A 21,647-nucleotide genomic window follows, 5' to 3' on the forward strand; every position below is an offset into this window, starting at 1 on the left:
AGTGGTACGAACGTACACGAATGTCGCATATGTGTAAGTTCAGACACATTTACGCACTTTTGAGGGTTTTTTTCGGTGCGAGGGCTGCACCAGGAATGCCCAACCGAGGCGTCTGGCGCACTCGGTTGGGGCGCGGCTGTTACTTATTCAGACTGACGCCGTAGAAGGGAGTGAGTCCAAAAGGACTGATCTTGAAGTCCTGCACTTCCTTTCGCAGGGGCTGGAAAACCGTCGAGTTTGCGATAGGCGTTATAGGTACTTGTTCCTTAAGGATTTTTTGTGCCTGTTGATACCACTTGATGCGCTGCTCGCGGTCGCTGCTGACCTTGGCCTGCTGTACCAGTTTGTCGTAGGCCGGGTTACACCATTTTGCATAGTTGCTGCCCTTCACCGCGGCACAACTGTAGAGCACGCCGAGCCAGTTATCCGGGTCGCCGTTGTCGCCGGTCCAGCCGTAGATCATCGCGTCGTGCTCGCCGGCTTTGGCGCGTTTGATGTACTCGCCCCACTCATAGCTGACGATATTGGCCTTGATGCCAATCTTTTCCCAATCCTGCTGGATCATCTGCGCCGACATCCGGGCATTGGGATTCGACGCGCGTTGTACGGTCATCGCCCACAGGTTTAGGGTGGTACCTGGTGCAACCCCTGCTTCTTTTAGTAGCGCCCGCGCCTTGGCCGGATCGTAGGGCGCGTCCTTGATTGTCGGGTCATAAGACCACTGGGCCGGAGGCAGGGCGTTCTGCGCCAATTGTCCGGCGCTCTGGTACACCGCCTTGATGATTGCCGGCTTGTCGATGGCCATGTCCAGCGCCTGGCGCACCTTGAGCTGGTCCAGGGGCGGGTGGGTCACGTTGTAGGCGAGAAAGCCCAGGTTGAAGCCGGCTTGCTGAAGAACCCGCAGGTTGGGGTCTTGCTTCATCACTTCGATGTCGGAAGGGCGCGGGTAACCGCTGACCTGGCACTCGCCGGCCTTGAGCTTTTGCAGGCGCACGGCGGCGTCCGGGGTGATCGAGAACACCAGGTTGTCGAGCTTCACATCTTCGGGCTTCCAATACTGTTTATTGGCGCTGTAGCGAATCTGCGAATCCTTCTGGTAACGCTTGAACACAAATGGCCCGGTGCCCACCGGCTTCTGATTGATGTCCGCGGCCTTGCCTTCCTTGAGCAACTGCGCGGCATATTCGGCGGACTGCACCGAGGCGAAGCTCATGGCCAGGTTCTGCACGAAGGAGGCGTCAACGTTGTTCAGGTTGAAGCGCACGGTAAGCTCGTCGAGTTTTTCGACGCTCTTGATCGTGGTGTTCAAGCCCATGTCGGTGAAGTAGGGCGACTCCGATGGATAGGCCTTGCGGAACGAGGTCTCGGGATCCAGCAGGCGCTGGAAGGTGAAGAGCACGTCGTCGGCGTTGAAATCACGGGTCGGGGTGAAATAGTCGGTGGTGTGGAACTTGACGCCATCGCGCAGGTGGAAGGTATACATCAGGCCGTCTTTGGACACGTCCCAATTGGTTGCCAGGCCGGGTTCGACTTCAGTGCCGCCACGCTTGAACTGGGTCAGGCGGTTGAACACGGTTTCGGCGGAGGCATCGAAATCGGTGCCGCTGGTGTACTGGCTGGGGTCGAAGCCGGCAGGGCTGGCTTCGGAGCAGTAGACCAGGGTGCCGGCTGCCTGGGCCATGGGCATGAATGCCAGCAGGCCGGCAGCAAGGAGCAGCGGTTTTAAGGTGATTCTTTCCATGGAGACCCCTGAAGTGGCAGGCAAATATTGCCCGAACGAAAACGGCAGTCACCGAGGTTACCGCCGTTCTTGTCACTCAGGTAGAGATAAGCATGCGAGACCCCAGTGTCTCCGGGATTCGGCTATTCCAGGTCGCTACGATTTAGCCGGAAAGTGTTCGGGTTTATAAGTGAACGCCCACCACTTGAGCGGATTCCAGTACGGGTTGTTCTTTGACGGCTTGAATTTCTTGATCCGCGCCATTTCTTCGCTGACATACTGTTCAGCCTGAGCTCTTACTGCGGTACGGACGTTGTCGGTGATCGGGATTTTTTGTGCGGATAAGTTCTCCAGGTAGAGGTGTTCTACTTTATCAATGGCTGCTTTTACTTGTTCCGGGGACAGGTTGGCGGTCAAGGTACCGCTATAACCTTTGACAGGGCGGCCAATCAACTTTTTGAATTGAGCGGCAAACGAAGCATCCCCACCGGTTGCGGAATCACATGACAGCAGGCGCACGTTGTCGAACTCTTCCGGATGGATCCCTTTGCTGTGAAGCGTATCCAGCAATTCTTCCGGACTATTGAGCTTTCCATCGTAAGAAACTTTTGCGACCCCGGTAGTCTCATCGACTTTACCGTGTACCAGTATGTTCAATCGCTGGGCCGCACCTTGTTTGTTCACATCCACGAACGTGTAAAGTTTATCGTTGATAGTGTTCAGGCTATCTATTTCTCCACTGAGAATACTGGTTTTTTCAGCAGTAGAAAAAAGGCCCTCGCCGACCGGCAGATTTTTAACCGTTTTCAGGGGCGGCAGTTCGACGCCGTCTACGTTGATAGATGCCGGGGGTACCTCTGGTCCACTCGACTCAACTTCATTCAACGACGGGTCCGGATGACTATCACCGGATACTTTCGAAACGCGTGTCAGCTCAAATTCGCTCTTCTGCGAATTATAGTTCCAGCGGTAGTCTTCAGTAACGGTGGAGTTGAACGTGATCGGAGTTTCACCCAGGCTCGCCTCGACCAAACCGGGTGCAACTTCGTGTGCCAGCATCAGGCTTGAGATGACGGCCGCAGCAGTTCCCCCTGTGCGCTCGCCTGCGGTCTTGCCATAGAGGCTGTCATGCACGCCAAACACGATATTGCCTATATTGCCAACAATGGGCAGATAACCAAAGCTTTTGCCCCAGGTGTCTTTCACCGACTTCCAGGCTTGCTGCGAGGCACCAAACACATCCGTCTGGTCGGCCCACACCGCATTGTTGGCGTTCTGCTCCTGATAGTGGGGGGCGATACCTTTGTTCAGATCGCCAAATTGCAGCCCATAACCTGCTTTTCGCGATTCGGTGTAGTTGAATAGCTCTCGTACCGGCACGGATTTATCTTTGTACCAGTGTTCGTACCCCGGATATCGCGACCGATTATCCTGGATGAGGCTGTCGAGCACCGCCCCGGCCGGTGGCCAGTGGGCATTGTGTCCCCCTTGCATATCACCGGTATTGAAACGGCGCATCAATTCATCACGATTGTCTTTGGCCCAGTTCGCAAATTCTTCATCGCCTTTTATCTCGCGGACAGCGCCGTTCTTCAAGTCGATCATGACTCCCTGATTGGGGCGATTGGCGGGATTGCCATCGTAAGGCGTGTAGGGGATGAAGGCATACCCGCTCATGGGGTAGCCATAAATATTGGGGATAATCACTTGCCCATTCTTGTCCAGCGTGCGATTCACCGCTTCCTGGCCGGCAGGGCTTAACCTTGCGAAATTTTCCGTGTCACTACGAAGGCTCAGCAACGTGCCCCGTGTTACATAGGCGTCTGCTTTTCCCGATCGCTCTGCTATTGTTCCGGAGCCCTCGCGCATCGGCGCGGCTATATCTTTCTCCCAGCGAGCTTGAAGTTGTCGGCCGAACGCTTCCAGATCATTGATTTTTGTCCGGTCCTTTTTTTCTATTTCCATTTCAGGAAAATTTAAAACCCCACCACGTGCGGGTCTGTCGTGCGCTAGAGCACCCGCTGCAATTTCCCATGCGAAATAAGTGCGTGTCTGGGTATCAGAGAGATTTTGTGCTGTGCCCATACCGACATAGGTATTGAACGTTACCGTGAACTTTTCATGCGGGTCGAACCCGGCTGCCAATAAACCCCCACTGAAGTATCCTGCGGGTTCCATGAACAGGCGCACGTTCTGGAACTTGACGTTTCGTTCGCCTTCAGTGCCACTTTCTATATTTTCGATCTGCGTCTTTACACGATTGGCATAGGCATCGATATGAGCCTCTCGCTCATTGTAGATATACCCATCGCCTGGCGCGTGAACAAAGTCGGGTCCATAAATGGTTGCCTTGTAGATATCAGACTCGTTCCTGGCGGCAGTGCCAACGTTGTCCGTTTCATAAATATCCGTACTCTTCAATGGCGTTGGCGGTATTCGTTCCAGCGCCTCGGTACGTTGTTCTTGAGTCGTACCGGGTAGCGGTGTTTTTGGGTAATGGACAATGTTAAGTTGAGCTGAGCTTGTCATTTCAGATTACCTGGCTGGATGTTGATTGCACGCATCTGCGCCGCCATAAACTGTGGATGAGGAGTACGGTGATTTACGCCATGAGTGGTGAAGCGTCCAGGCGTGTTCCGCTCGTTGAGGGTGAGGATGTAGTTGTCCATTGCACGGGTTATAAGTTGAAAAGATTTATCACCATCGCACTTCAATGTGTCCGGACCAGCACACGCCCGGCGATTAAGCATTTTCTGAAGCTGGTAACCGGTTATTACCGCTGAAACTTCTTGAATTAAGTGCCAGGCAAAAAAAATGCTGCCCGAAGGCAGCGGCATTGCAGTCCTGCTCCCTGAAATGGCAGGTAAACGCTACGCGAACGAGAACGGCGGTCACCACGGTTGCCGCCGTTCGGGTTACCCAGGTTGAGATAAGCGCCTGCGTCGCGGCGATCGCCTTAAAACACCTGTGCGCCGCCATAAACGGTGGACTGTATCCACCGCGGGTCCATAGGATCGCTCCAGACGTGCCGAGGCGGCGTACCACCATCTCCGATCAGGATTTGCCGGCCCTCGTCGCTCCATTCCTGCATGCGTTGTGCGAATTGGCCGTGGTACTCGTTGGCCGGACAAGTGATACCGGCCCATGGGTCCACTATCCACGCATCAGCCCATTCGGGCTCGGCAAATCCAGCGGTCAAGAGGTTAGGCTGACTTGCGGGGCCGCCGACCACGCTGAAGGTGTGTCCCTGCACTTGTGCAATGCGGGCAAAGCCGCCACTGGCGTTAACGGTATCGGTGGCGACCCTGGCCATCTGGTCGCAATTGCCGGCCCCCGTTTTCAGGATGACCTCCGAGTAGTTGGGCGCGCCGGTTCGAGTGTATAGCCAGGTCACTATTTCATTGGCCACGTCGCTGCGCAGACTGTTACCGGCATCGGCCAGGGTTTTCTGGTTGGCCGACCGTATACCGGTTGTCTGGAACTGTTCCTCCACCGTTCTCTTGCCCCAACGGGCGTAGGCCTTGTTTTGCTCGTTGACCGTGAGCTGCCCGAAATAGTGAGGCTTTTGAAGGGGCTCAAGTTGTATGGTCTTGGCGGCCACCTCTACCTTCTTGTCCCAGGCATAGACTGCCAGTAGAACTTCACGTTTCTTTTCATCGGACAGTCCGGCCAGGACTCGGTCCAGTTGGGTGGCTTGATCGGGTGTGAAGTTGTATTCAAGGCTCAGTTTTTTTGCCAGTGAGTCCAGGGAGGGCAGTATCACCAGATCGTTATTGTGGGTTTTTCCGGAAATGTCACGATAGAGGTCCTTGTACTCGTCATGCAGCCTGATGATGTCCCGGCTGGCCGGATCGGTGTTTGCGGCGATGCGTTGAAAGTTGAGCGCAGGGTTCGAACCGTCGTATTCGGCCACGTAGTAAATGCCGGTATCGCCCTCGACCACCACATAATCTATTCCTGCGTAGGGTATTTTTATGCCCCTCAGGACGCGCTGGTCATCACTGAGATCACTGATCTGGTCCAGCTTTACAACCACGGTTTCCTGGTTGAGCGCCCGTGGTTGACCGATATCTTCATAGCCGAAGTCCGGCTCATTGAGCACCACCCCGCTGGTTTGGTTGCGGTAGGTAACCGGCGTGTGCCCGGGCACCGACATCAGCTCCTGGCTGGATGTGTCGCTCACTCTATACAGCCTGTGCTCATGCACCACGGTCCGCGCGCCTTCCTGCGTTGGGGCGCCCGGCAAGAGACGCCGATGCTCAAGTGCCTGGGCGTCTTGAGCGACCGATGTATCGGCGTCCTCGATCATTTTTGTGTAGCACAAGCTGTCAATGTTGCGCTTTACGCGGCGCCCAACCGGCGCACAAACGGCTTCAAAATCCTCCAGCGGCTCGGCATGCTCGGTAGGCCCCATCTTGGTCAAGGCGTCCGGTTGTGCGGGGTCGTAGCGGTAAACGTCATCCCCGACCACTACATCGGTATGGGTTGCACGCTTGATCAGGAAGGTCTGGTCTGCGGACAGGCCCTCAGGTACCAGCACGCTTGCCCCTGCAGCTCCCGGCTCGACTTCGCGCGTGAGGGCGATGCGGGTGGAGGACTCAAGGGCTTTCGAGGCCCTCTCTATCCCTTTCTCCACCAGTGAAGTTGCGCCCGAAGCCACCGTCGGCAGCGCATTGAGCACTCCGAACACGATATGGTCGGCCCCGCCTTTCTTGCCGTGCTTGACGTCATCGATGCCGATACCGGCCTCCGCTACGCCGGAGGCGACGTAGAACACCTCGAGGGCCACGGCGACTTCGGGCATCACCAGTGCCAGCGGCGTCATCAGCATCGCGACCTTGGTGGCGGTTTCCAGGCCTTTGAGGATGTTGGCTTTGGTCACGTCGCTGTCGGTGACGATTTGGGTCTCGGCATCCTTGTACGAGCGATCTTTCTGGCGGGCAGTAATGGCCTCGAATGGGTCCTGGGCGAGGGGTTCGGTGGTGATGAAAGTCTGCGGGTTGAATTCATTCAGGCGCTCCAACACATCGGCATCCGGCGCGTCTTTGCGGTGCCAGCCACCCAGCCCGGTCAGTGTCTGGTTCACGCCGTCGGAGAACGTCCGGTCGGCCTGGTCACGCAGCGTGAAATGGGTTGAAAGGGCTTCGCGCTTGGTGGGGTCGGCAGCTTGCTCAGCCAGCCAGTTTTTCATCTGGGCCTGGCTGTCAAAGCGATGAATAGGCGACGAGTTGCCGGGAATATACAAAAGCGTGGGGCTGATGATCTTGCCGTCATCGGTGACCTTGGGGTTTTTGTCGGTGATGTACAGCAGGTCCGAAGATTGAAAACCGTTGATGCTGAGCAGACCCATTTCCAGGCCTGGGTCCTGGGCGGCAGAGGCTTTCAGGTCCTCGACGCGGAGGTTCGACCAGTCTTTATCGGTGGTCAAGTTCGCTGCGCGTAGCGCCAGTTCCTTGTCGCTTGGGCTCAGGCTGCCGGTCTTTTCCTGGAGCAGGATGGCGGCAACGAAGGAGGCCTTGGTCAATGCCGTGTATTTGCTTTCGTGGCTGGGCCAGAACGTATCCAGGAATGTTTTATACGGCGCGGCGCGTTCGGTGTTCCACACCAATTCCCTGAATTGCTCCGGGGTCTTTTTGATCCGCATCGACTCGTTGTATTGCTGGCGCTGGCCGGGCGGGGAGGCGCGGTATATAAACTCATAGGTCTGCTGGGCATTGACGGCAGAGTCAATGGCAAGCCCCGCCTGGCCCAGCGGCGAAAACGTCAGTAGCCGTTCCAGCCAGGTATGCAGGGTCGTGCGTGTTTTTTCCTCGGGCGTCTGGTGTTCATCGGTGTTGTTTTTTTTCTGCACATCTTGCAGGGCCGCCTGGGTCAAGGTTATCCGGTTCAGTACCTTTGCATTGCGAGGAGGCCTTCCCCGTGTCGGGTCGTAGTTGAAGGTAGTAATAAACGTGTTGTCCGGATCAACGTCCTCGCCCCACTTTTTCTTGATTTCGGCCTTGATAAGGTTGGCGGTGCTTTCCAGGGGCGTCTCGAACCCTGTCGTTGCACTGCGAATGTAGTTTTCGACTGTCTTGTTGTATGGCAATCCCGGGATCAACACGTCGTGAGTGTGACGGCGGGGTCGTGATGCGGGAGTGTCGGTGGCCCGATCGGCTGCCTTTACGGGCTGCCCTGGCGAATATGTCTGCCGTGAAGTATCCGTACCTTGGCGGGGTTTTCCCTGTTCTTCGGCAATACCTGCCGAGGAGGGGGTATCAAGGAAGAAGCCGTTGTTTGCCGCGATGGAACCTATGGTGGTCATATGACAAATCCTGATGTGCATGGTGTGCAGGAATGATGTGATGTCCGCCATAGGTGGTTCAGCGTGTAGGCGTGTTCCGTTCTTTGATGGGGAAGATGTAGTTCGCCATTACGCGGGTTATAAGCTGAAAAGATTTATCGCCGGTGCGCTTCAAGGTGTGTGGACCAGAACACTCTCAGCCATTGAGTATTTTCTTAAGCTGATATCCGGTTATTACCGCTGATACTTCTTGAATGAAGTGCGCAGGCAAAAAAAACGCTGCCCGTGGGCAGCGTCATTGCAACTGGGGTACCACTCGATCAAGGCATCTGGACTTCGATCACGCCATCTGCGGTCATGTTGACCTGGCTGGTGCCGGCTTCGACTTCCGGCGTCGGTGCCGAATCCATCGCTGCGGCTTTCATCATCATCCCGCCACGTGCATACGGCTGTGGATAACCGTTGGTGTTGAAGTTCAGGTTGACGATCTTGTAGCCCTTGCCGCCCAGCGCATCGGTGGCCAGTTGGGCACGGGCCTTGAATGCGGTGACCGCTTCTTTAAGCAGGGCATCTTCGCTGGCCTTGCGGGTCGGGTTGGCGATGGCGAAGTCCATGCTGTCCATTTTCAGGTTGGTCAGCATGTCGCCGGTGAGCTTGGACAGGGCGGCGAAGTCGGCACTTTCCATGCGCAGCTCAGCGCGTTCACGCCAGCCGGTGATTTTCTGGTTCTTGTTGTCGTAGATCGGGTAGCTGTTGCGGCTACCCTGGCGCAGGGTCACGCCTTTGACTTCGCGGGCCTGGGCCAGCGCCTTGTTCATGGTGGTGGTGATTTCGGCGGCAAGCTTGGCCGGGTCGGTGTTCTGCGACTCGGTGTACAGGGTGACGATCATCTGGTCGCGCGCCACTTCCTGGCTGACTTCGGCACGCAGGGAAATCTGGTTGTAATGCAGTTCGTCAGCAGCCATGGCCGGCAGGCTGGCGAGGGTAGCGGCGCCGAGGGTGAGGGTGGCTGCACTGCGAATGAAACGAGACATGTAAGCTCCTTGAGATGTTCGTGTTCGGTAAGACTGTAGACGCAAGGTTTCAGTTCTTCGGGTTTACACATTCGCTACAAGTTGGCGGATGCCGACGAACGGTCATGATCCTGACCCCTGCGTCAAAGAGCCACACACGCCGTGCCAGCGCTGTCGCTTCGTTTATACTCCGTGCGATCCGCCTGCAGCGCTCATCGGGAGAGCTCATGCTCGCCGCCGTAAAACTGACTTCCGCCACCCGCCAGAACCTTTGGCGCCTGACGTTCATCCGCACCCTGGTGCTGGCCGCACAGGCCGGTTCGGTGGGGCTCGCCTATTGGTTCAAGCTGCTGCCGCTGCCCTGGTTGCAGTTGGCCGTGACCCTCGGCTTCTCCACGGTGCTGTGTGTATTTACCGTGATCCGGCTGCGCACCACGTGGCCTGTGACCGAGCTGGAATACGCCCTGCAACTGGCCTGCGACCTGTTTATCCACAGTGTGTTGCTGTACTTCTCCGGCGGCTCCACCAACCCGTTCGTGTCCTATTACCTGGTGCCACTGACCATCGCGGCGGTGACCTTGCCGTGGCGTTATTCGGTGGTGCTGTCGGGTATTGCCCTGACCCTGTACACCCTGCTGCTGGCACAGTTCTACCCGTTGCAGACCTTCCCCATCGCCCGGGAAAACCTGCAGATCTACGGCATGTGGCTGAGCTTTGCCCTGTCGGCGGCGGTCATCACCTTTTTTGCCGCACGAATGGCGGAAGAGCTGCGCCGCCAGGAAGAGCTGCGCGCCATTCGCCGTGAAGAAGGCCTGCGGGACCAGCAGCTGCTGGCCGTCGCCACCCAGGCCGCCGGCGCGGCCCACGAATTGGGCACGCCGCTGGCGACCATGAGCGTACTGCTCAAGGAAATGACCCAGGACCACCACGACCCGGCCCTGCAAGACGACCTGAGTGTGCTGCAGGAACAGGTCAAGCAGTGCAAGCTGACCTTGCAGCAGCTGGTGCGCGCCGCCGAGGCCAATCGCCGCCTGGCGGTGGAGATGCAAGACGTCACCCAGTGGCTGGACGAAGCCCTGAACCGCTGGCACCTGATGCGTCCCGAAGCCAGTTACCGGTTCCACCTGCTGGGCCAGGGCACGGTGCCGCGCATGGCACCGCCGCCGGACCTGACCCAGGCGCTGCTGAACCTGCTGAACAACGCCGCCGATGCCTGCCCGGAAGGGTTGGAAGTGACCCTGGACTGGGATGCGGAAGACTTCACCATCAGCATTCGCGACCACGGCGCCGGTGTGCCGCTGGCGATTGCCGAGCAGATCGGCAAGCCCTTCTTTACCACCAAGGGCAAAGGCTTCGGCCTGGGCCTGTTTTTGAGCAAGGCCAGCGTGACCCGCGCGGGCGGCTCAGTGAAACTCTATAGTCATGAGGAAGGCGGCACGCTCACCGAGCTGCGCCTGCCCCGTGTCGCACGAGGAGACATCGATGAGTGACGAGATCCAAGTCGAAGGCGAAGAACTGCCGCACCTGCTGCTGGTAGATGACGACGCCACCTTTACCCGCGTGATGGCCCGCGCCATGAGCCGTCGTGGCTTTCGCGTCAGCACCGCAGGTTCCGCCGAGGAAGGCCTGGCCATCGCCACGGCCGACCTGCCGGAATACGCGGCCCTGGACCTGAAAATGGACGGCGACTCCGGCCTGGTGCTGCTGCCCAAGCTGCTGGAGCTGGACCCGGAAATGCGCGTGGTGATCCTCACCGGCTATTCCAGCATTGCCACCGCCGTCGAGGCGATCAAGCGTGGCGCCTGCAACTATCTGTGCAAGCCGGCAGATGCCGACGACGTGCTGGCCGCCTTGCTCTCCGAGCACGCCGACCTCGACACCCTGGTGCCGGAAAACCCGATGTCGGTGGACCGCCTGCAGTGGGAACACATCCAGCGGGTGTTGACCGAGCACGAAGGCAACATCTCCGCCACGGCCCGCGCCCTGGGCATGCATCGTCGAACGTTGCAGCGCAAGTTGCAGAAACGCCCGGTTCGACGTTGAACGGCGACTGAACAATCTGCTTCAGGCCGCACGGAGCCCTGAACCGATCGTTTATGATCGGTTCAAACGCCTGTTATTTTTTCCTACCGAGCCTGAACAATGAATCAGAACGCTGAGTATTCCGCGGTCAATGACGCGGTGCGTGGGCAATTTTTAAGGAAAGTCTGGGCGCTGATCACCCCCTACTGGCGCAGTGAGGAGAAGTTCAAGGCCTGGCTGTTGTTGCTGGTGGTGCTGGGGCTTTCGCTGTTCAGTGTGGCCGTGTCGGTGTGGTTCAACAGCTGGAACCGCGACTTCTATAACGCCCTGGAAAAGAAGGACTACGACGCCTTCACCCACCTGCTGATGTATTTCAGCGTGATCGCCGTGGTGGCGATCGTCACCGGGGTGTTCACTTCCTATTTGCAGCAAATGCTCACCATCCGCTGGCGGCGCTGGCTGACTGAAACCTACTTCGCCAAGTGGCTGAGCGAGAAGAACTACTACCACCTGGAATATGGCGGCTACACCGATAACCCCGACCAACGTATTTCCGAAGACCTCAACGCCTTTACCAGCAGCACCCTGAGCCTGGGCCTGGGGTTTATCAGTAACCTGGTGAGCCTGGTGTCGTTCTCGGTGATCCTGTGGGGCGTGTCCGGCAGTATCGAGGTTTGGGGCATCACGATTCCCGGCTATATGTTCTGGGCGGCACTGGTATATGCCGTGCTGGGCAGTTGGTTGACCCACTTGATTGGTCGAAAACTGATCGGCTTGAGCAACCGCCAGCAACGCTTCGAGGCCGACTTGCGTTTCAGCCTGGTGCGAGTGCGCGAGAACGCGGAAAGCATCGCGCTGTTCAATGGCGAGCCGAATGAACACCAGCAACTGAGTGCACGTTTCGGGCGGGTGTGGAGCAACTTCTGGAGCATCATGCAGCTCAAGAAGCGCCTGAACTTTTTCACCAGTGGTTACTCGCAGATCGCGATCATCTTCCCGTTTGTGGTGGCAGCGCCGCGTTACTTTTCCGGCCAGATAGAGCTGGGCGTGCTGATGCAAGTGGCCAGTGCGTTTGGCAGCGTGCAGGGCAGCCTGAGCTGGTTTGTCGACGCGTACACCGTGTTGGCCAGCTGGCGTGCGACCTGTGATCGTCTGCTGAGCTTTGGCGAGGCGATGGAAGAAAACGAAGGCCGCAACACGGGCATCGAGTTGCAACGCCAGGGCGGCAATTTGCAGATGAGCAGCCTCAGCCTCGATCTGGCGGATGGTCGTCACCTGCTGGATGGCGCCAACCTGACGGTTGCCGAGGGTGAGCGATTGATGCTCAGCGGGCGTTCCGGCAGCGGCAAGTCAACCTTGCTGCGGGCCATGGGCAATCTCTGGCCAAACGGCCACGGCAACATCCGCTTGCCGGCCGAGCGTTATCTGTTCCTGCCGCAAAAGCCGTACCTGCCGATTGGTACCTTGCGGGGTGTGTTGAGTTATCCACAGGAGGAGGGCGCGTACCCGGCGCAACGTTATGCACAGGTCCTGGAAACCTGCCGCCTGGCGCACCTGATTCCACGCTTGGACGAAGCCAATCACTGGCAGCGCATGCTGTCGCCGGGTGAGCAACAGCGCCTGGCGTTTGCGCGGGCGTTGTTGTTTGAACCGCAATGGCTGTACATGGACGAGGCCACCTCGGCGATGGACGAGGAAGATGAGGCGGCGCTGTATCAGGCGTTGATCGATGAGTTGCCGGGGTTGAGCATCGTCAGCGTCGGGCACCGCAGCAGCCTCAAGCGTTTCCATGGGCGGCATGTGCGGATACAGGACGGGCAGCTACAAGAACAGCCAGTGTCCTGAAGTCGGACTCGGTCAATGTGGGAGCGGGCTTGCTCGCGAATACGGTGGGTCAGTTAATACATAGGGTGACTGATAGACCGCATTCGCGAGCAAGCCCGCTCGCACATTGGATCAGTGTCGTCTGGTCGACCTGGTTCCAACAAAAAAGCCCGGCTGATCATCGATCAGCCGGGCTTTTTCATGCCGCTTGAAAAGCTATTACTTCTTCAAGCCGTAATGCTCATCCAGCATCCCCGGGGCGTTTGGCGTTTTTGGCGCGTAATCCCGTGGTGGTTCCTGATTTTCCCGCGGAGGGGTCAGGCGTTCCCGTGGAGCGTGCGGTGCATCGGAATGCAGCGCGGCCAGCAGGCGCTGGCGGGTGATGTCGTCCAGGGCCAGGCGGTTGGCACCCTCGGCGAGATGATCCTGTACTTCCTGATAGCTCTGAGTGAGCTTTTTCACCAGGGTCGCGGTGCTGTTGAAGTGGGTAACAACCTCGTTCTGATAACTGTCAAAACGTTCCTGAATGTCATCCAGCTGACGCTGCGTGCGGTTAGGCGCGGCATTCGGCAGCAGGCGGGCGACCAGGAATCCAATGGCGACACCGGCAACCAAGGCGAGAGTCGGCAACAACCAAACTAAGAGCGAGTGTTCCACGAGTCCTTCCTCTATAAACGGCTTTGCTTTACGTTAACGGCTCGGACCTGCGCTGTATACCGCGATTAAGCTCGCAATGATGCCATGCACAGACTTTTAGCTAGACGAGTCGACCCCTTGAGAGGTCACGGAGTTCCTTCCTTGCTGATGCGTGAAACCCCCGTTTTGATCGATGGCCCGGTAGGCCAATTGGAAGCCCTGTATCTGGATCACCCCGAGCCACGTGGCCTGGCGCTGATCTGTCACCCGAACCCGGTGCAGGGCGGCACCATGCTCAACAAAGTCGTATCGACCCTGCAACGCACCGCGCGCGATGCCGGCTTGATCACGTTACGTTTCAATTATCGCGGTGTCGGCACCAGTGCCGGTACGCACGATATGGGCACCGGTGAAGTCGACGACGCCGAAGCGGCAGCCACCTGGCTGCGTGAAAAGCATCCCGACCTGCCGATCACCCTGCTGGGTTTTTCCTTCGGCGGGTTTGTCGCGGCCACCCTCGGCGGCCGCCTGGAAGCCAAGGGCGAAAAACTCGCGCACCTGTTCATGGTGGCCGCGGCCGTGATGCGCCTGCGGGATAACGACGTGTTGCCACAAGGCTGCCCATTGACCGTGATCCAGCCGGAAACCGACGAAGTGGTCGACCCGCAACTCGTCTACGACTGGTCCGCGGCCCTGAATCGCCCCCATGAGCTGCTGAAAGTGGCAGAATGCGGACACTTTTTTCATGGCAAGCTGACCGATCTCAAGGATCTTGTGCTGCCACGTCTTTCGAATTGATGACAAGCGATCACCCATGACGACCCGTACCCGCATCCTCACCGGCATCACCACCACCGGCACGCCGCACCTGGGCAACTACGCCGGCGCGATTCGCCCGGCGATCCTTGCCAGCCAGGACGCCAACGCCGACTCCTTCTACTTCCTGGCCGACTACCACGCCCTGATCAAGTGCGATGACCCGCAGCGCATCCAGCGCTCGCGCATGGAAATCGCCGCGACCTGGCTGGCCGGTGGCCTGGATGTGAACCGGGTAACCTTCTACCGCCAGTCCGACATCCCGGAAATCCCCGAGCTGACCTGGCTGCTGACCTGCGTGGCGGCCAAGGGCTTGCTCAACCGTGCGCACGCCTACAAGGCCTCGGTGGACAAGAACCTGGAGAACGGCGAAGACCCGGATGCGGGGATCACCATGGGCCTGTACAGCTACCCGGTGCTGATGGCCGCGGACATCCTGATGTTCAACGCCCACAAAGTGCCGGTCGGTCGTGACCAGATCCAGCACGTGGAAATGGCTCGCGACATCGGCCAGCGCTTCAACCACCTGTTCGGCAAGGGTAAAGAATTCTTCACCATGCCCGAAGCGCTGATCGAAGAAAGCGTCGCCACCTTGCCGGGCCTGGATGGCCGCAAGATGTCGAAGAGCTACGACAACACCATCCCGTTGTTCACCAGCGCCAAGGACATGAAGGACGCGATCTCGCGGATCGTCACCGACTCCCGCGCGCCGGGCGAAGCCAAGGATCCGGACAACTCGCACCTGTTCACCCTGTACCAGGCGTTTGCCACCCAGACCCAGGAAGAAGAGTTCCGCGGTGAACTGCTGCAAGGCCTGGGCTGGGGCGAGGCGAAGAACCGTCTGTTCCAACTGCTGGACGGCCAGTTGGGCGAAGCGCGCGAGCGTTATCACCAGCTGATGTCGCGCCCGTCGGACATGGAAGACCTGCTGCTGGTCGGCGCCCGCAAAGCCCGCGCCGTGGCTGCGCCGTTCCTGGCCGAGCTGCGTGAAGCGGTGGGCCTGCGCTCGTTCGTCAACCCGGTCGCCGTTGCGCCCACCACCAAGAAGAAAGCTGCGAAAGCCGCGCGCTTTGTCAGCTTCCGCGAAGACGACGGCAGCTTCCGCTTCCGTTTGCTGGCGGCCGAAGGCGAGCAACTGCTGCTGTCGCGCAACTTTGCCGACGGTAAAACCGCAGGCGCCGTAACCAAGCAGCTGCAATCGGGTCAGGCGCTGGATGTACGCAGTGAAGCCTCGAGCTTCAGCGTGTGGCTGGACGGTGAAGTCGTCGCCGATAGCCCGGCGTTCGCCGACAGCGCCTCGCGGGATGCGGCGATCGAAGCCTTGCGCGTTGCGTTGACCCCAATCGAGGATTGACCCGATCAAGGGTTGATTGCCATTCTTCAGGGCCGTCGTTACAGTGGCGGCCCGTTTTTGTTGCCTTGCTAACGAATTATGACGCCCCTAGAACGATATCAAGCTGATCTGAAACGCCCTGAATTCTTCCATGACGCTGCCCAGGAAACTGCGGTGCGCCATTTGCAGCGCCTGTACGACGATCTGGTCCAGGCCTCGCAGAACAAGCCGGGCATGTTCAGCAAGCTGTTTGGCAAGAAAGACCATACGCCGGTCAAGGGCCTGTATTTCTGGGGTGGTGTTGGCCGGGGCAAGACTTACCTGGTGGACACCTTCTTCGAAGCGCTGCCGTTCAAGGAAAAGGTCCGCACCCACTTCCACCGCTTCATGAAGCGCGTGCATGAAGAGATGAAGACCCTGCCGGGCGAAAAGAACCCGCTGACCATCATCGCCAAGCGCTTCTCGGAAGAAGCCCGGGTGATCTGTTTCGATGAGTTCTTCGTGTCCGACATCACCGACGCGATGATCCTCGGCACCCTGATGGAAGAGTTGTTCAAGAACGGCGTGACCCTTGTCGCCACCTCGAACATCATGCCCGACGGCCTGTACAAGGACGGCCTGCAACGCGCGCGTTTCCTGCCGGCCATCGCCCTGATCAAGCAGAACACCGACATCGTCAACGTCGACAGCGGCGTCGACTACCGCCTGCGTCACCTTGAACAAGCCGAACTGTTCCACTACCCGCTCAACGAAGTGGCCCAGGAAAGCCTGCGCAAGAGCTTCCGCGCGCTGACGCCGGAATGCACCCAGGCGATTGAAAACGACAAGCTGATCATCGAAAACCGCGAAATCATCGCACTGCGCACCTGCGATGACGTGGCCTGGTTCGAATTCCGCGAACTGTGCGACGGCCCTCGCAGCCAGAACGACTACATCGAACTGGGCAAGATCTTCCACGCGGTGATCCTGAGCGGTGTCGAGCAGATGAGCGTCACCACCGACGACATCGCGCGGCGCTTTATCAACATGGTCGACGAATTCTACGACCGCAACGTCAAGCTGATCATCTCGGCGGAAGTCGAGCTCAAGGACCTCTACACCGGCGGCCGCTTGAACTTCGAATTCCAGCGCACCTTGAGCCGCTTGCTGGAAATGCAGTCCCACGAGTTTCTGTCGCGGGCGCACAAGCCGTAAGCGATGTGCTTGAAATGAAAAAGGCCCGCAGCGATGCGGGCCTTTTTTTATGCAAATTTCCAGGTCAACAGAAAGCAACTGTGGGAGCCGGGCTTGCCCGCGATAGCGGTCTGTCGGTTGATGCCGCTGGTGCCTGGCACGCCGCCATCGCAGGCAAGCCAGCTCCCACATTTTTACTGCGTATACCCTTTGGTTACGCGGCCTGCTGGAACTGCTGGCGATACTGGTTGGGCGACAGCTCGGTATGCTGGCGGAACAGCCTCGCAAAGAAGCTCGCGTCGTCGTAGCCCACCTCGTAACTGATGGTCTTGATGCTTTTGCGGCTGCCGGACAGCAGGCCCTTGGCTGTCTCGATGCGCAACCGTTGCAGGTAGTGCAGCGGCTTGTCACCGGTGGCGGTCTGGAAGCGGCGCATGAAGTTGCGGATGCTCATGCCGTGTTCCCGGGCCACGTCTTCGAAGCGGAACTTGTCGGCGAAGTGCTCTTCGAGCCAATGCTGGATCTGCAGGATGATCACGTCCTGGTGCAGCTTCTGCCCGCCAAAACCGATGCGCCCGGGGGCGTAGCTGCGTTGCACTTCGTAGAGGATGTCGCGGGCCACGGCCTGGGCGATGTTGGCGCCGCAGAAGCGTTCGATCAGGTAGATGTAGAGGTCGCAGGCTGAAGTGGTGCCGCCGGCGCAGTACAGGTTGTCGGCGTCGGTCAGGTGCTTGTCCTGGTTCAGTTGCACCTTGGGAAAGCGTTCGGTGAAAGCGTTGAAGAAGCGCCAATAGGTGGTCGCTTCCTTGCCATCCAGCAGGCCGGCTTCGGCGAGCCAGAACACCCCGGTGGCTTCGCCGCACAGCACCGCGCCACGGGCGTGTTGTTCGCGCAGCCAGGGCAGCACTTGGGGGTAGCGTTGGCACAACGAGTCGAAATCGTCCCAGAAGGCCGGGAGCACGATGATGTCGGCGTTTTCGAGGCCGCCGTCCACCGGCATGATCACATCGCTGAAGCTGCGCACCGACTGCCCGTCGGGGCTGACCAGGCGGGTTTCGAAGGCGGGAGTGAGGCCCTGGCCCAGCTGTTTGCCGTAGCGCAGGCTCGCGAGGTGGAAGAAATCCTTGGCTTGCATGAGGGTTGAAGCGAATACCCGATCAATGGCCAAAATGCTGACGCGCCGCAAGGGCGTGGAGATTTGGTTAGACATAATTTCATTTATTCTTATAGGGGAAAGTGGTCACCAGACGGCTGGATCGTCTTATTTTTTGTCGCATGTGTCCAGTGTCCCGTGACGCCTTCGCGGCTTAGGCTCTGTGATCCCGGTCTTGTCCGACAATTCACACAGGTGACCCATGATTCCCAGAACCTTGTTCAGCTCGGAGCACGAACTCTTCCGCCAGAGCGTGCGCACCTTCCTCGAAAAAGACGCGGCGCCGTTCCACGGGCAATGGGAAAAGCAGGGCTACATCGACCGCAACCTGTGGAACAAGGCGGGGGAGGCGGGGATGCTCTGCTCGCATTTGCCGGAAGAGTACGGCGGCCTCGGGGCGGACTTTCTCTACAGCGCGGTGGTGATCGAGGAGATCAGTCGCCTGGGATTGACCGGGATTGGTTTCTCCCTGCATTCGGACATTGTTGCGCCCTACATCCTGCATTACGGCAGTGAGGCGCTGAAGCACAAGTACCTGCCCAAGCTGATCTCCGGGGAAATGGTCACGGCGATTGCCATGACCGAGCCGGGGGCCGGGTCCGACCTGCAAGGGGTCAAGACCACGGCGGTGCTGGATGGCGATGAATACGTGATCAACGGCTCCAAGACGTTCATCACCAATGGCTTCCTGGCTGATCTGGTGATCGTCGTGGCCAAGACCGATCCCAAGGCCGGCGCCAAGGGCACCAGCCTGTTCCTGGTGGAGGCCAACACGCCGGGTTTCGACAAGGGCAAGCGCCTGGAGAAGGTCGGGATGAAGGCCCAGGATACATCGGAGCTGTTCTTCCAGGATGTGCGGGTGCCCAAGGAGAATCTGCTGGGCCAGGCGGGGATGGGCTTTGCCTACCTGATGCAGGAGTTGCCGCAGGAGCGTTTGACGGTGGCGATTGGCGCGTTGTCGTCAGCCGAGGCGGCGCTGCAATGGACGCTGGAATACACCCGCGACCGCAAGGCCTTCGGCAAGGCGATCATCGACTTCCAGAACACCCGATTCAAGCTGGCGGAGATTGCCACTGAAACCCAGATCGGCCGGGTGTTTGTCGACAAGTGCATGGAGTTGCACCTGGAAGGCAAGCTCGATGTGCCCACGGCAGCGATGGCCAAATACTGGGCCACGGACCTGCAGTGCAAGGTGCTGGATGAGTGTGTGCAACTGCACGGCGGGTATGGGTTTATGTGGGAATACCCGATTGCGCGGGCGTGGGCAGATGCGCGGGTGCAGCGGATTTATGCGGGGACGAATGAGATCATGAAGGAGATTATTGCGCGGGCGCTTTGAATTCTTGGTGTTTTTGAGGGCCTCTTCGCGAGCAAGCCCGCTCCCACATTCGACTGCATTCCAAAGGTGGAACTCGGTGGAATGTGGGAGCGGGCTTGCTCGCGAAGGCGGTCTAGAGATCAATCAAGGCGCAGGATTCGGATGATCCTTCTGGATCGCCTCAATCCCCGCCAGCACCTCATCCGACAGTTTCAGGTCGGCGCTGGCGATGTTGCTGTCCAGCTGCTCCAGGGTCGTGGCGCCAATGATGTTGCTGGTCACGAACGGTTGTTGGGTTACAAACGCCAATGCCATCTGCGCCGGGTCCAGGCCGTGCTCACGGGCCAGTGCCACATAACGGCTGCATGCAGCTTCCGACTGCGGGTTGAAGTAGCGGCTGAAGCGGCTATAGAGGCTCAGGCGGCCCTTGGCCGGGCGTGCGCCACCTTCGTACTTGCCGCTGAGCATGCCGAACGCCAGCGGTGAATACGCCAGCAAACCGCACTGTTCACGGATGGCGATTTCCGCCAGGCCCACTTCAAAGCTGCGGTTGAGCAGGTTGTAGGGGTTCTGGATCGACACCGCGCGGGTCCAGCCACGGGCTTCCGCCAGGGCCAGGAACTTCATGGTGCCCCACGGGGTTTCGTTGGACAGGCCGATGTGGCGGATCTTGCCGGCCTTGACCTGCTCATCCAGGGCTTCGAGGGTTTCTTCCAGCGGCGTCAGGTCTTCTTCGGCCTTGTGCTTGTAGCCCAGTTGGCCGAAAAAGTTGGTGCTGCGCTCGGGCCAGTGCAGCTGGTAGAGGTCGATCCAGTCGGTTTGCAGGCGCTTGAGGCTCGCGTCCAGGGCTTCGGCGATGTGCTTGCGGTTGTGCTTGAGGCTGCCATCGCGGATGTAGTCGATGGTGTTGCCGGGGCCGGCGATCTTGCTGGCGAGGATCCAGTCGGCACGGTCGCCGCGGCTTTTGAAGTAATTACCGATGTAGCGCTCGGTGGTGGCGTAGGTGTCGGCCTTGGGCGGCACCGGGTACATTTCCGCGGTGTCGAGGAAGTTGATCCCCGCGGCCTTGGCCCGTTCGATCTGTGCGAAGGCCTCTGCCTCGCTGTTCTGCTCGCCCCAGGTCATGGTGCCCAAGGCTATCGCGCTCACGTTCAGATCGGTTCGGCCCAGCTGTCGATAGTCCATCGGGTACTCCTTCGGGGAAAACAATCATAAAAGCAGGTTGAAATTTTTTTGGCAATCTGCATAATTGCCCACCTCTTTCTGCAGTGGAAGTGATGCGCCGCCTGCCGAAGAATCTTGCCGTTGAACGGACGCGCCGACCCGAGCCCCCGATAGCGTCTGTATCCGGCTGCCTTTGACTTGTCAAAGTACGCACTATTCAGTAAGATCCGCCGTCTAATTTACAGGGCGGCCCCTGAGGCTATTAAAGAATGACAACTTTTACTGCAAAACCAGAAACAGTTCAGCGCGACTGGTTTGTCGTCGACGCCGCTGGTCAGACCCTGGGTCGTCTGGCCACTGAAGTCGCCAGCCGTCTGCGTGGCAAGCACAAGCCTGAGTACACCCCTCACGTTGATACCGGTGACTACATTGTCATCATCAACGCCGAGCAGGTACGTGTTACCGGCAACAAAGCGCAAGACAAAATGTACTACCGTCACTCCGGTTTCCCAGGCGGTATCAAGTCTTCGAACTTCGAAGGCCTGATCTCCAAAAAGCCTGAAGCCCCGATTGAAATCGCGGTCAAAGGTATGCTGCCGAAGGGCCCACTGGGTCGCGACATGTATCGCAAGCTGAAAGTCTATGCGGGCGCTGCTCACCCTCATGCTGCTCAGCAGCCCCAAGAACTGAAGTTTTAACGGAATAGTTCATTATGTCGGCGACTCAAAATTACGGCACTGGCCGTCGCAAAACCGCTACCGCTCGCGTTTTCCTGCGTCCGGGTACTGGTAACATCTCGATCAACAACCGCACTCTGGAAAATTTCTTCGGTCGCGAAACTGCCCGCATGGTAGTTCGTCAGCCGCTGGAATTGACCGAGACCGTTGAAAAGTTCGACATCTACGTCACCGTTATCGGTGGCGGTGTAAGTGGTCAAGCTGGCGCAATCCGCCACGGTATCACTCGCGCTCTGATGCAGTACGACGAAACCCTGCGTGGCGCTCTGCGCAAAGCTGGCTTCGTGACTCGCGATGCTCGTGAAGTTGAACGTAAGAAAGTTGGTCTGCGTAAAGCGCGTAAGCGTCCGCAGTACTCGAAGCGTTAATTCGCTTTTACGTTCCAGAAAACGCCCAGCCTCCTCACGGAGCTGGGCGTTTTTTATTGCCTGCTATTTATGTAAAAAAATCTGTGT

17 protein-coding genes are annotated in these 21,647 nt (G+C 58.5%); 9 read left to right on the top strand and 8 right to left on the bottom strand.

Features of this window, described 5'->3' with window-relative positions; genetic code table 11:
* Positions 1-139: 139 nt before the first annotated feature.
* The 5 genes from HX839_RS11560 to HX839_RS11580 form a co-directional block, all read right to left on the bottom strand.
* Positions 140-1,741: an ABC transporter substrate-binding protein gene (locus HX839_RS11560; protein WP_177067067.1), complete on the bottom strand. Its 1,602-nt coding sequence runs from the start codon at positions 1,739-1,741 to the stop codon at positions 140-142.
* A 135-nt stretch (positions 1,742-1,876) separates the two neighbouring features.
* A complete protein-coding gene (locus tag HX839_RS11565; protein ID WP_218173609.1) occupies positions 1,877-4,249 on the bottom strand; it encodes a hypothetical protein in 2,373 nt (790 codons plus the stop codon).
* Entirely contained in the window at positions 4,246-4,557 is a 312-nt protein-coding gene (locus tag HX839_RS11570) for a hypothetical protein (RefSeq protein WP_177067068.1), read from the bottom strand. The genes HX839_RS11565 and HX839_RS11570 overlap by 4 nt, the downstream gene beginning before the upstream one ends.
* 119 nt (positions 4,558-4,676) lie before the next feature.
* Positions 4,677-8,024 carry a dermonecrotic toxin domain-containing protein gene (locus tag HX839_RS11575; protein WP_023659189.1) on the bottom strand — a complete coding sequence of 1,116 codons (3,348 nt, stop codon included), beginning with the start codon at positions 8,022-8,024 and terminating at the stop codon, positions 4,677-4,679.
* 299 nt (positions 8,025-8,323) lie between these two features.
* Complete coding sequence (locus tag HX839_RS11580; RefSeq protein ID WP_003216012.1) at positions 8,324-9,037, bottom strand: SIMPL domain-containing protein; 714 nt, start codon at positions 9,035-9,037, stop codon at positions 8,324-8,326.
* Between the two features lie 206 nt (positions 9,038-9,243).
* Between HX839_RS11580 and HX839_RS11585 the strand changes: the two genes are divergently transcribed.
* From HX839_RS11585 to HX839_RS11595, 3 genes are all read left to right on the top strand, one after another.
* Positions 9,244-10,506 carry an ATP-binding protein gene (locus HX839_RS11585; RefSeq protein WP_003216013.1) on the top strand — a complete coding sequence of 421 codons (1,263 nt, stop codon included), beginning with the start codon at positions 9,244-9,246 and terminating at the stop codon, positions 10,504-10,506.
* Complete coding sequence (locus HX839_RS11590) at positions 10,499-11,059, top strand: response regulator transcription factor (RefSeq protein ID WP_003216016.1); 561 nt, start codon at positions 10,499-10,501, stop codon at positions 11,057-11,059. The genes HX839_RS11585 and HX839_RS11590 overlap by 8 nt, the downstream gene beginning before the upstream one ends.
* Before the next feature lie 99 nt (positions 11,060-11,158).
* Positions 11,159-12,883 carry an ABC transporter ATP-binding protein/permease gene (locus tag HX839_RS11595; RefSeq protein ID WP_177067069.1) on the top strand — a complete coding sequence of 575 codons (1,725 nt, stop codon included), beginning with the start codon at positions 11,159-11,161 and terminating at the stop codon, positions 12,881-12,883.
* 198 nt (positions 12,884-13,081) lie between these two features.
* Here HX839_RS11595 and HX839_RS11600 read toward each other — a convergent pair whose 3' ends face one another.
* Entirely contained in the window at positions 13,082-13,519 is a 438-nt protein-coding gene (locus HX839_RS11600; RefSeq protein WP_003216019.1) for a YhcB family protein, read from the bottom strand.
* A 147-nt stretch (positions 13,520-13,666) separates the two neighbouring features.
* On the opposite strand from HX839_RS11600, the gene HX839_RS11605 reads away from it, so the two are divergent.
* From HX839_RS11605 to zapE, 3 genes are all read left to right on the top strand, one after another.
* The gene (locus tag HX839_RS11605; RefSeq protein WP_023659190.1) at positions 13,667-14,296 is read left to right on the top strand and encodes an alpha/beta hydrolase; all 630 of its coding nucleotides are present in this window, start codon (positions 13,667-13,669) and stop codon (positions 14,294-14,296) included.
* A gap of 16 nt (positions 14,297-14,312) precedes the next feature.
* Positions 14,313-15,668 (top strand): tryptophan--tRNA ligase, encoded by a 1,356-nt coding sequence (locus HX839_RS11610; protein ID WP_177067070.1) that lies wholly within the window; start codon positions 14,313-14,315, stop codon positions 15,666-15,668.
* A gap of 78 nt (positions 15,669-15,746) precedes the next feature.
* Positions 15,747-16,841, top strand: a complete 1,095-nt coding sequence (zapE, locus tag HX839_RS11615) for a cell division protein ZapE (protein ID WP_177067071.1) — start codon at positions 15,747-15,749, stop codon at positions 16,839-16,841.
* Between the two features lie 193 nt (positions 16,842-17,034).
* Here zapE and HX839_RS11620 read toward each other — a convergent pair whose 3' ends face one another.
* Complete coding sequence (locus tag HX839_RS11620) at positions 17,035-17,955, bottom strand: GlxA family transcriptional regulator (RefSeq protein ID WP_173406101.1); 921 nt, start codon at positions 17,953-17,955, stop codon at positions 17,035-17,037.
* A gap of 220 nt (positions 17,956-18,175) precedes the next feature.
* On the opposite strand from HX839_RS11620, the gene HX839_RS11625 reads away from it, so the two are divergent.
* A complete protein-coding gene (locus HX839_RS11625) occupies positions 18,176-19,312 on the top strand; it encodes an acyl-CoA dehydrogenase family protein (protein ID WP_003216028.1) in 1,137 nt (378 codons plus the stop codon).
* A gap of 123 nt (positions 19,313-19,435) precedes the next feature.
* Here HX839_RS11625 and HX839_RS11630 read toward each other — a convergent pair whose 3' ends face one another.
* Positions 19,436-20,476 carry an NADP(H)-dependent aldo-keto reductase gene (locus tag HX839_RS11630; RefSeq protein ID WP_008437253.1) on the bottom strand — a complete coding sequence of 347 codons (1,041 nt, stop codon included), beginning with the start codon at positions 20,474-20,476 and terminating at the stop codon, positions 19,436-19,438.
* A 248-nt stretch (positions 20,477-20,724) separates the two neighbouring features.
* On the opposite strand from HX839_RS11630, the gene rplM reads away from it, so the two are divergent.
* Together rplM and rpsI are read left to right on the top strand one after the other, a co-directional pair.
* Positions 20,725-21,153 carry a 50S ribosomal protein L13 gene (rplM, locus tag HX839_RS11635; RefSeq protein ID WP_003216032.1) on the top strand — a complete coding sequence of 143 codons (429 nt, stop codon included), beginning with the start codon at positions 20,725-20,727 and terminating at the stop codon, positions 21,151-21,153.
* Positions 21,154-21,167: 14 nt separating this feature from the next.
* Positions 21,168-21,560, top strand: coding sequence for a 30S ribosomal protein S9 (rpsI, locus tag HX839_RS11640; RefSeq protein WP_003216038.1), 393 nt, complete (start codon positions 21,168-21,170; stop codon positions 21,558-21,560).
* Positions 21,561-21,647 lie beyond the last annotated feature (87 nt).

This window comes from Pseudomonas sp. I8001, from assembly GCF_013385345.1.
Classification (GTDB): Bacteria; Pseudomonadota; Gammaproteobacteria; order Pseudomonadales; family Pseudomonadaceae; genus Aquipseudomonas.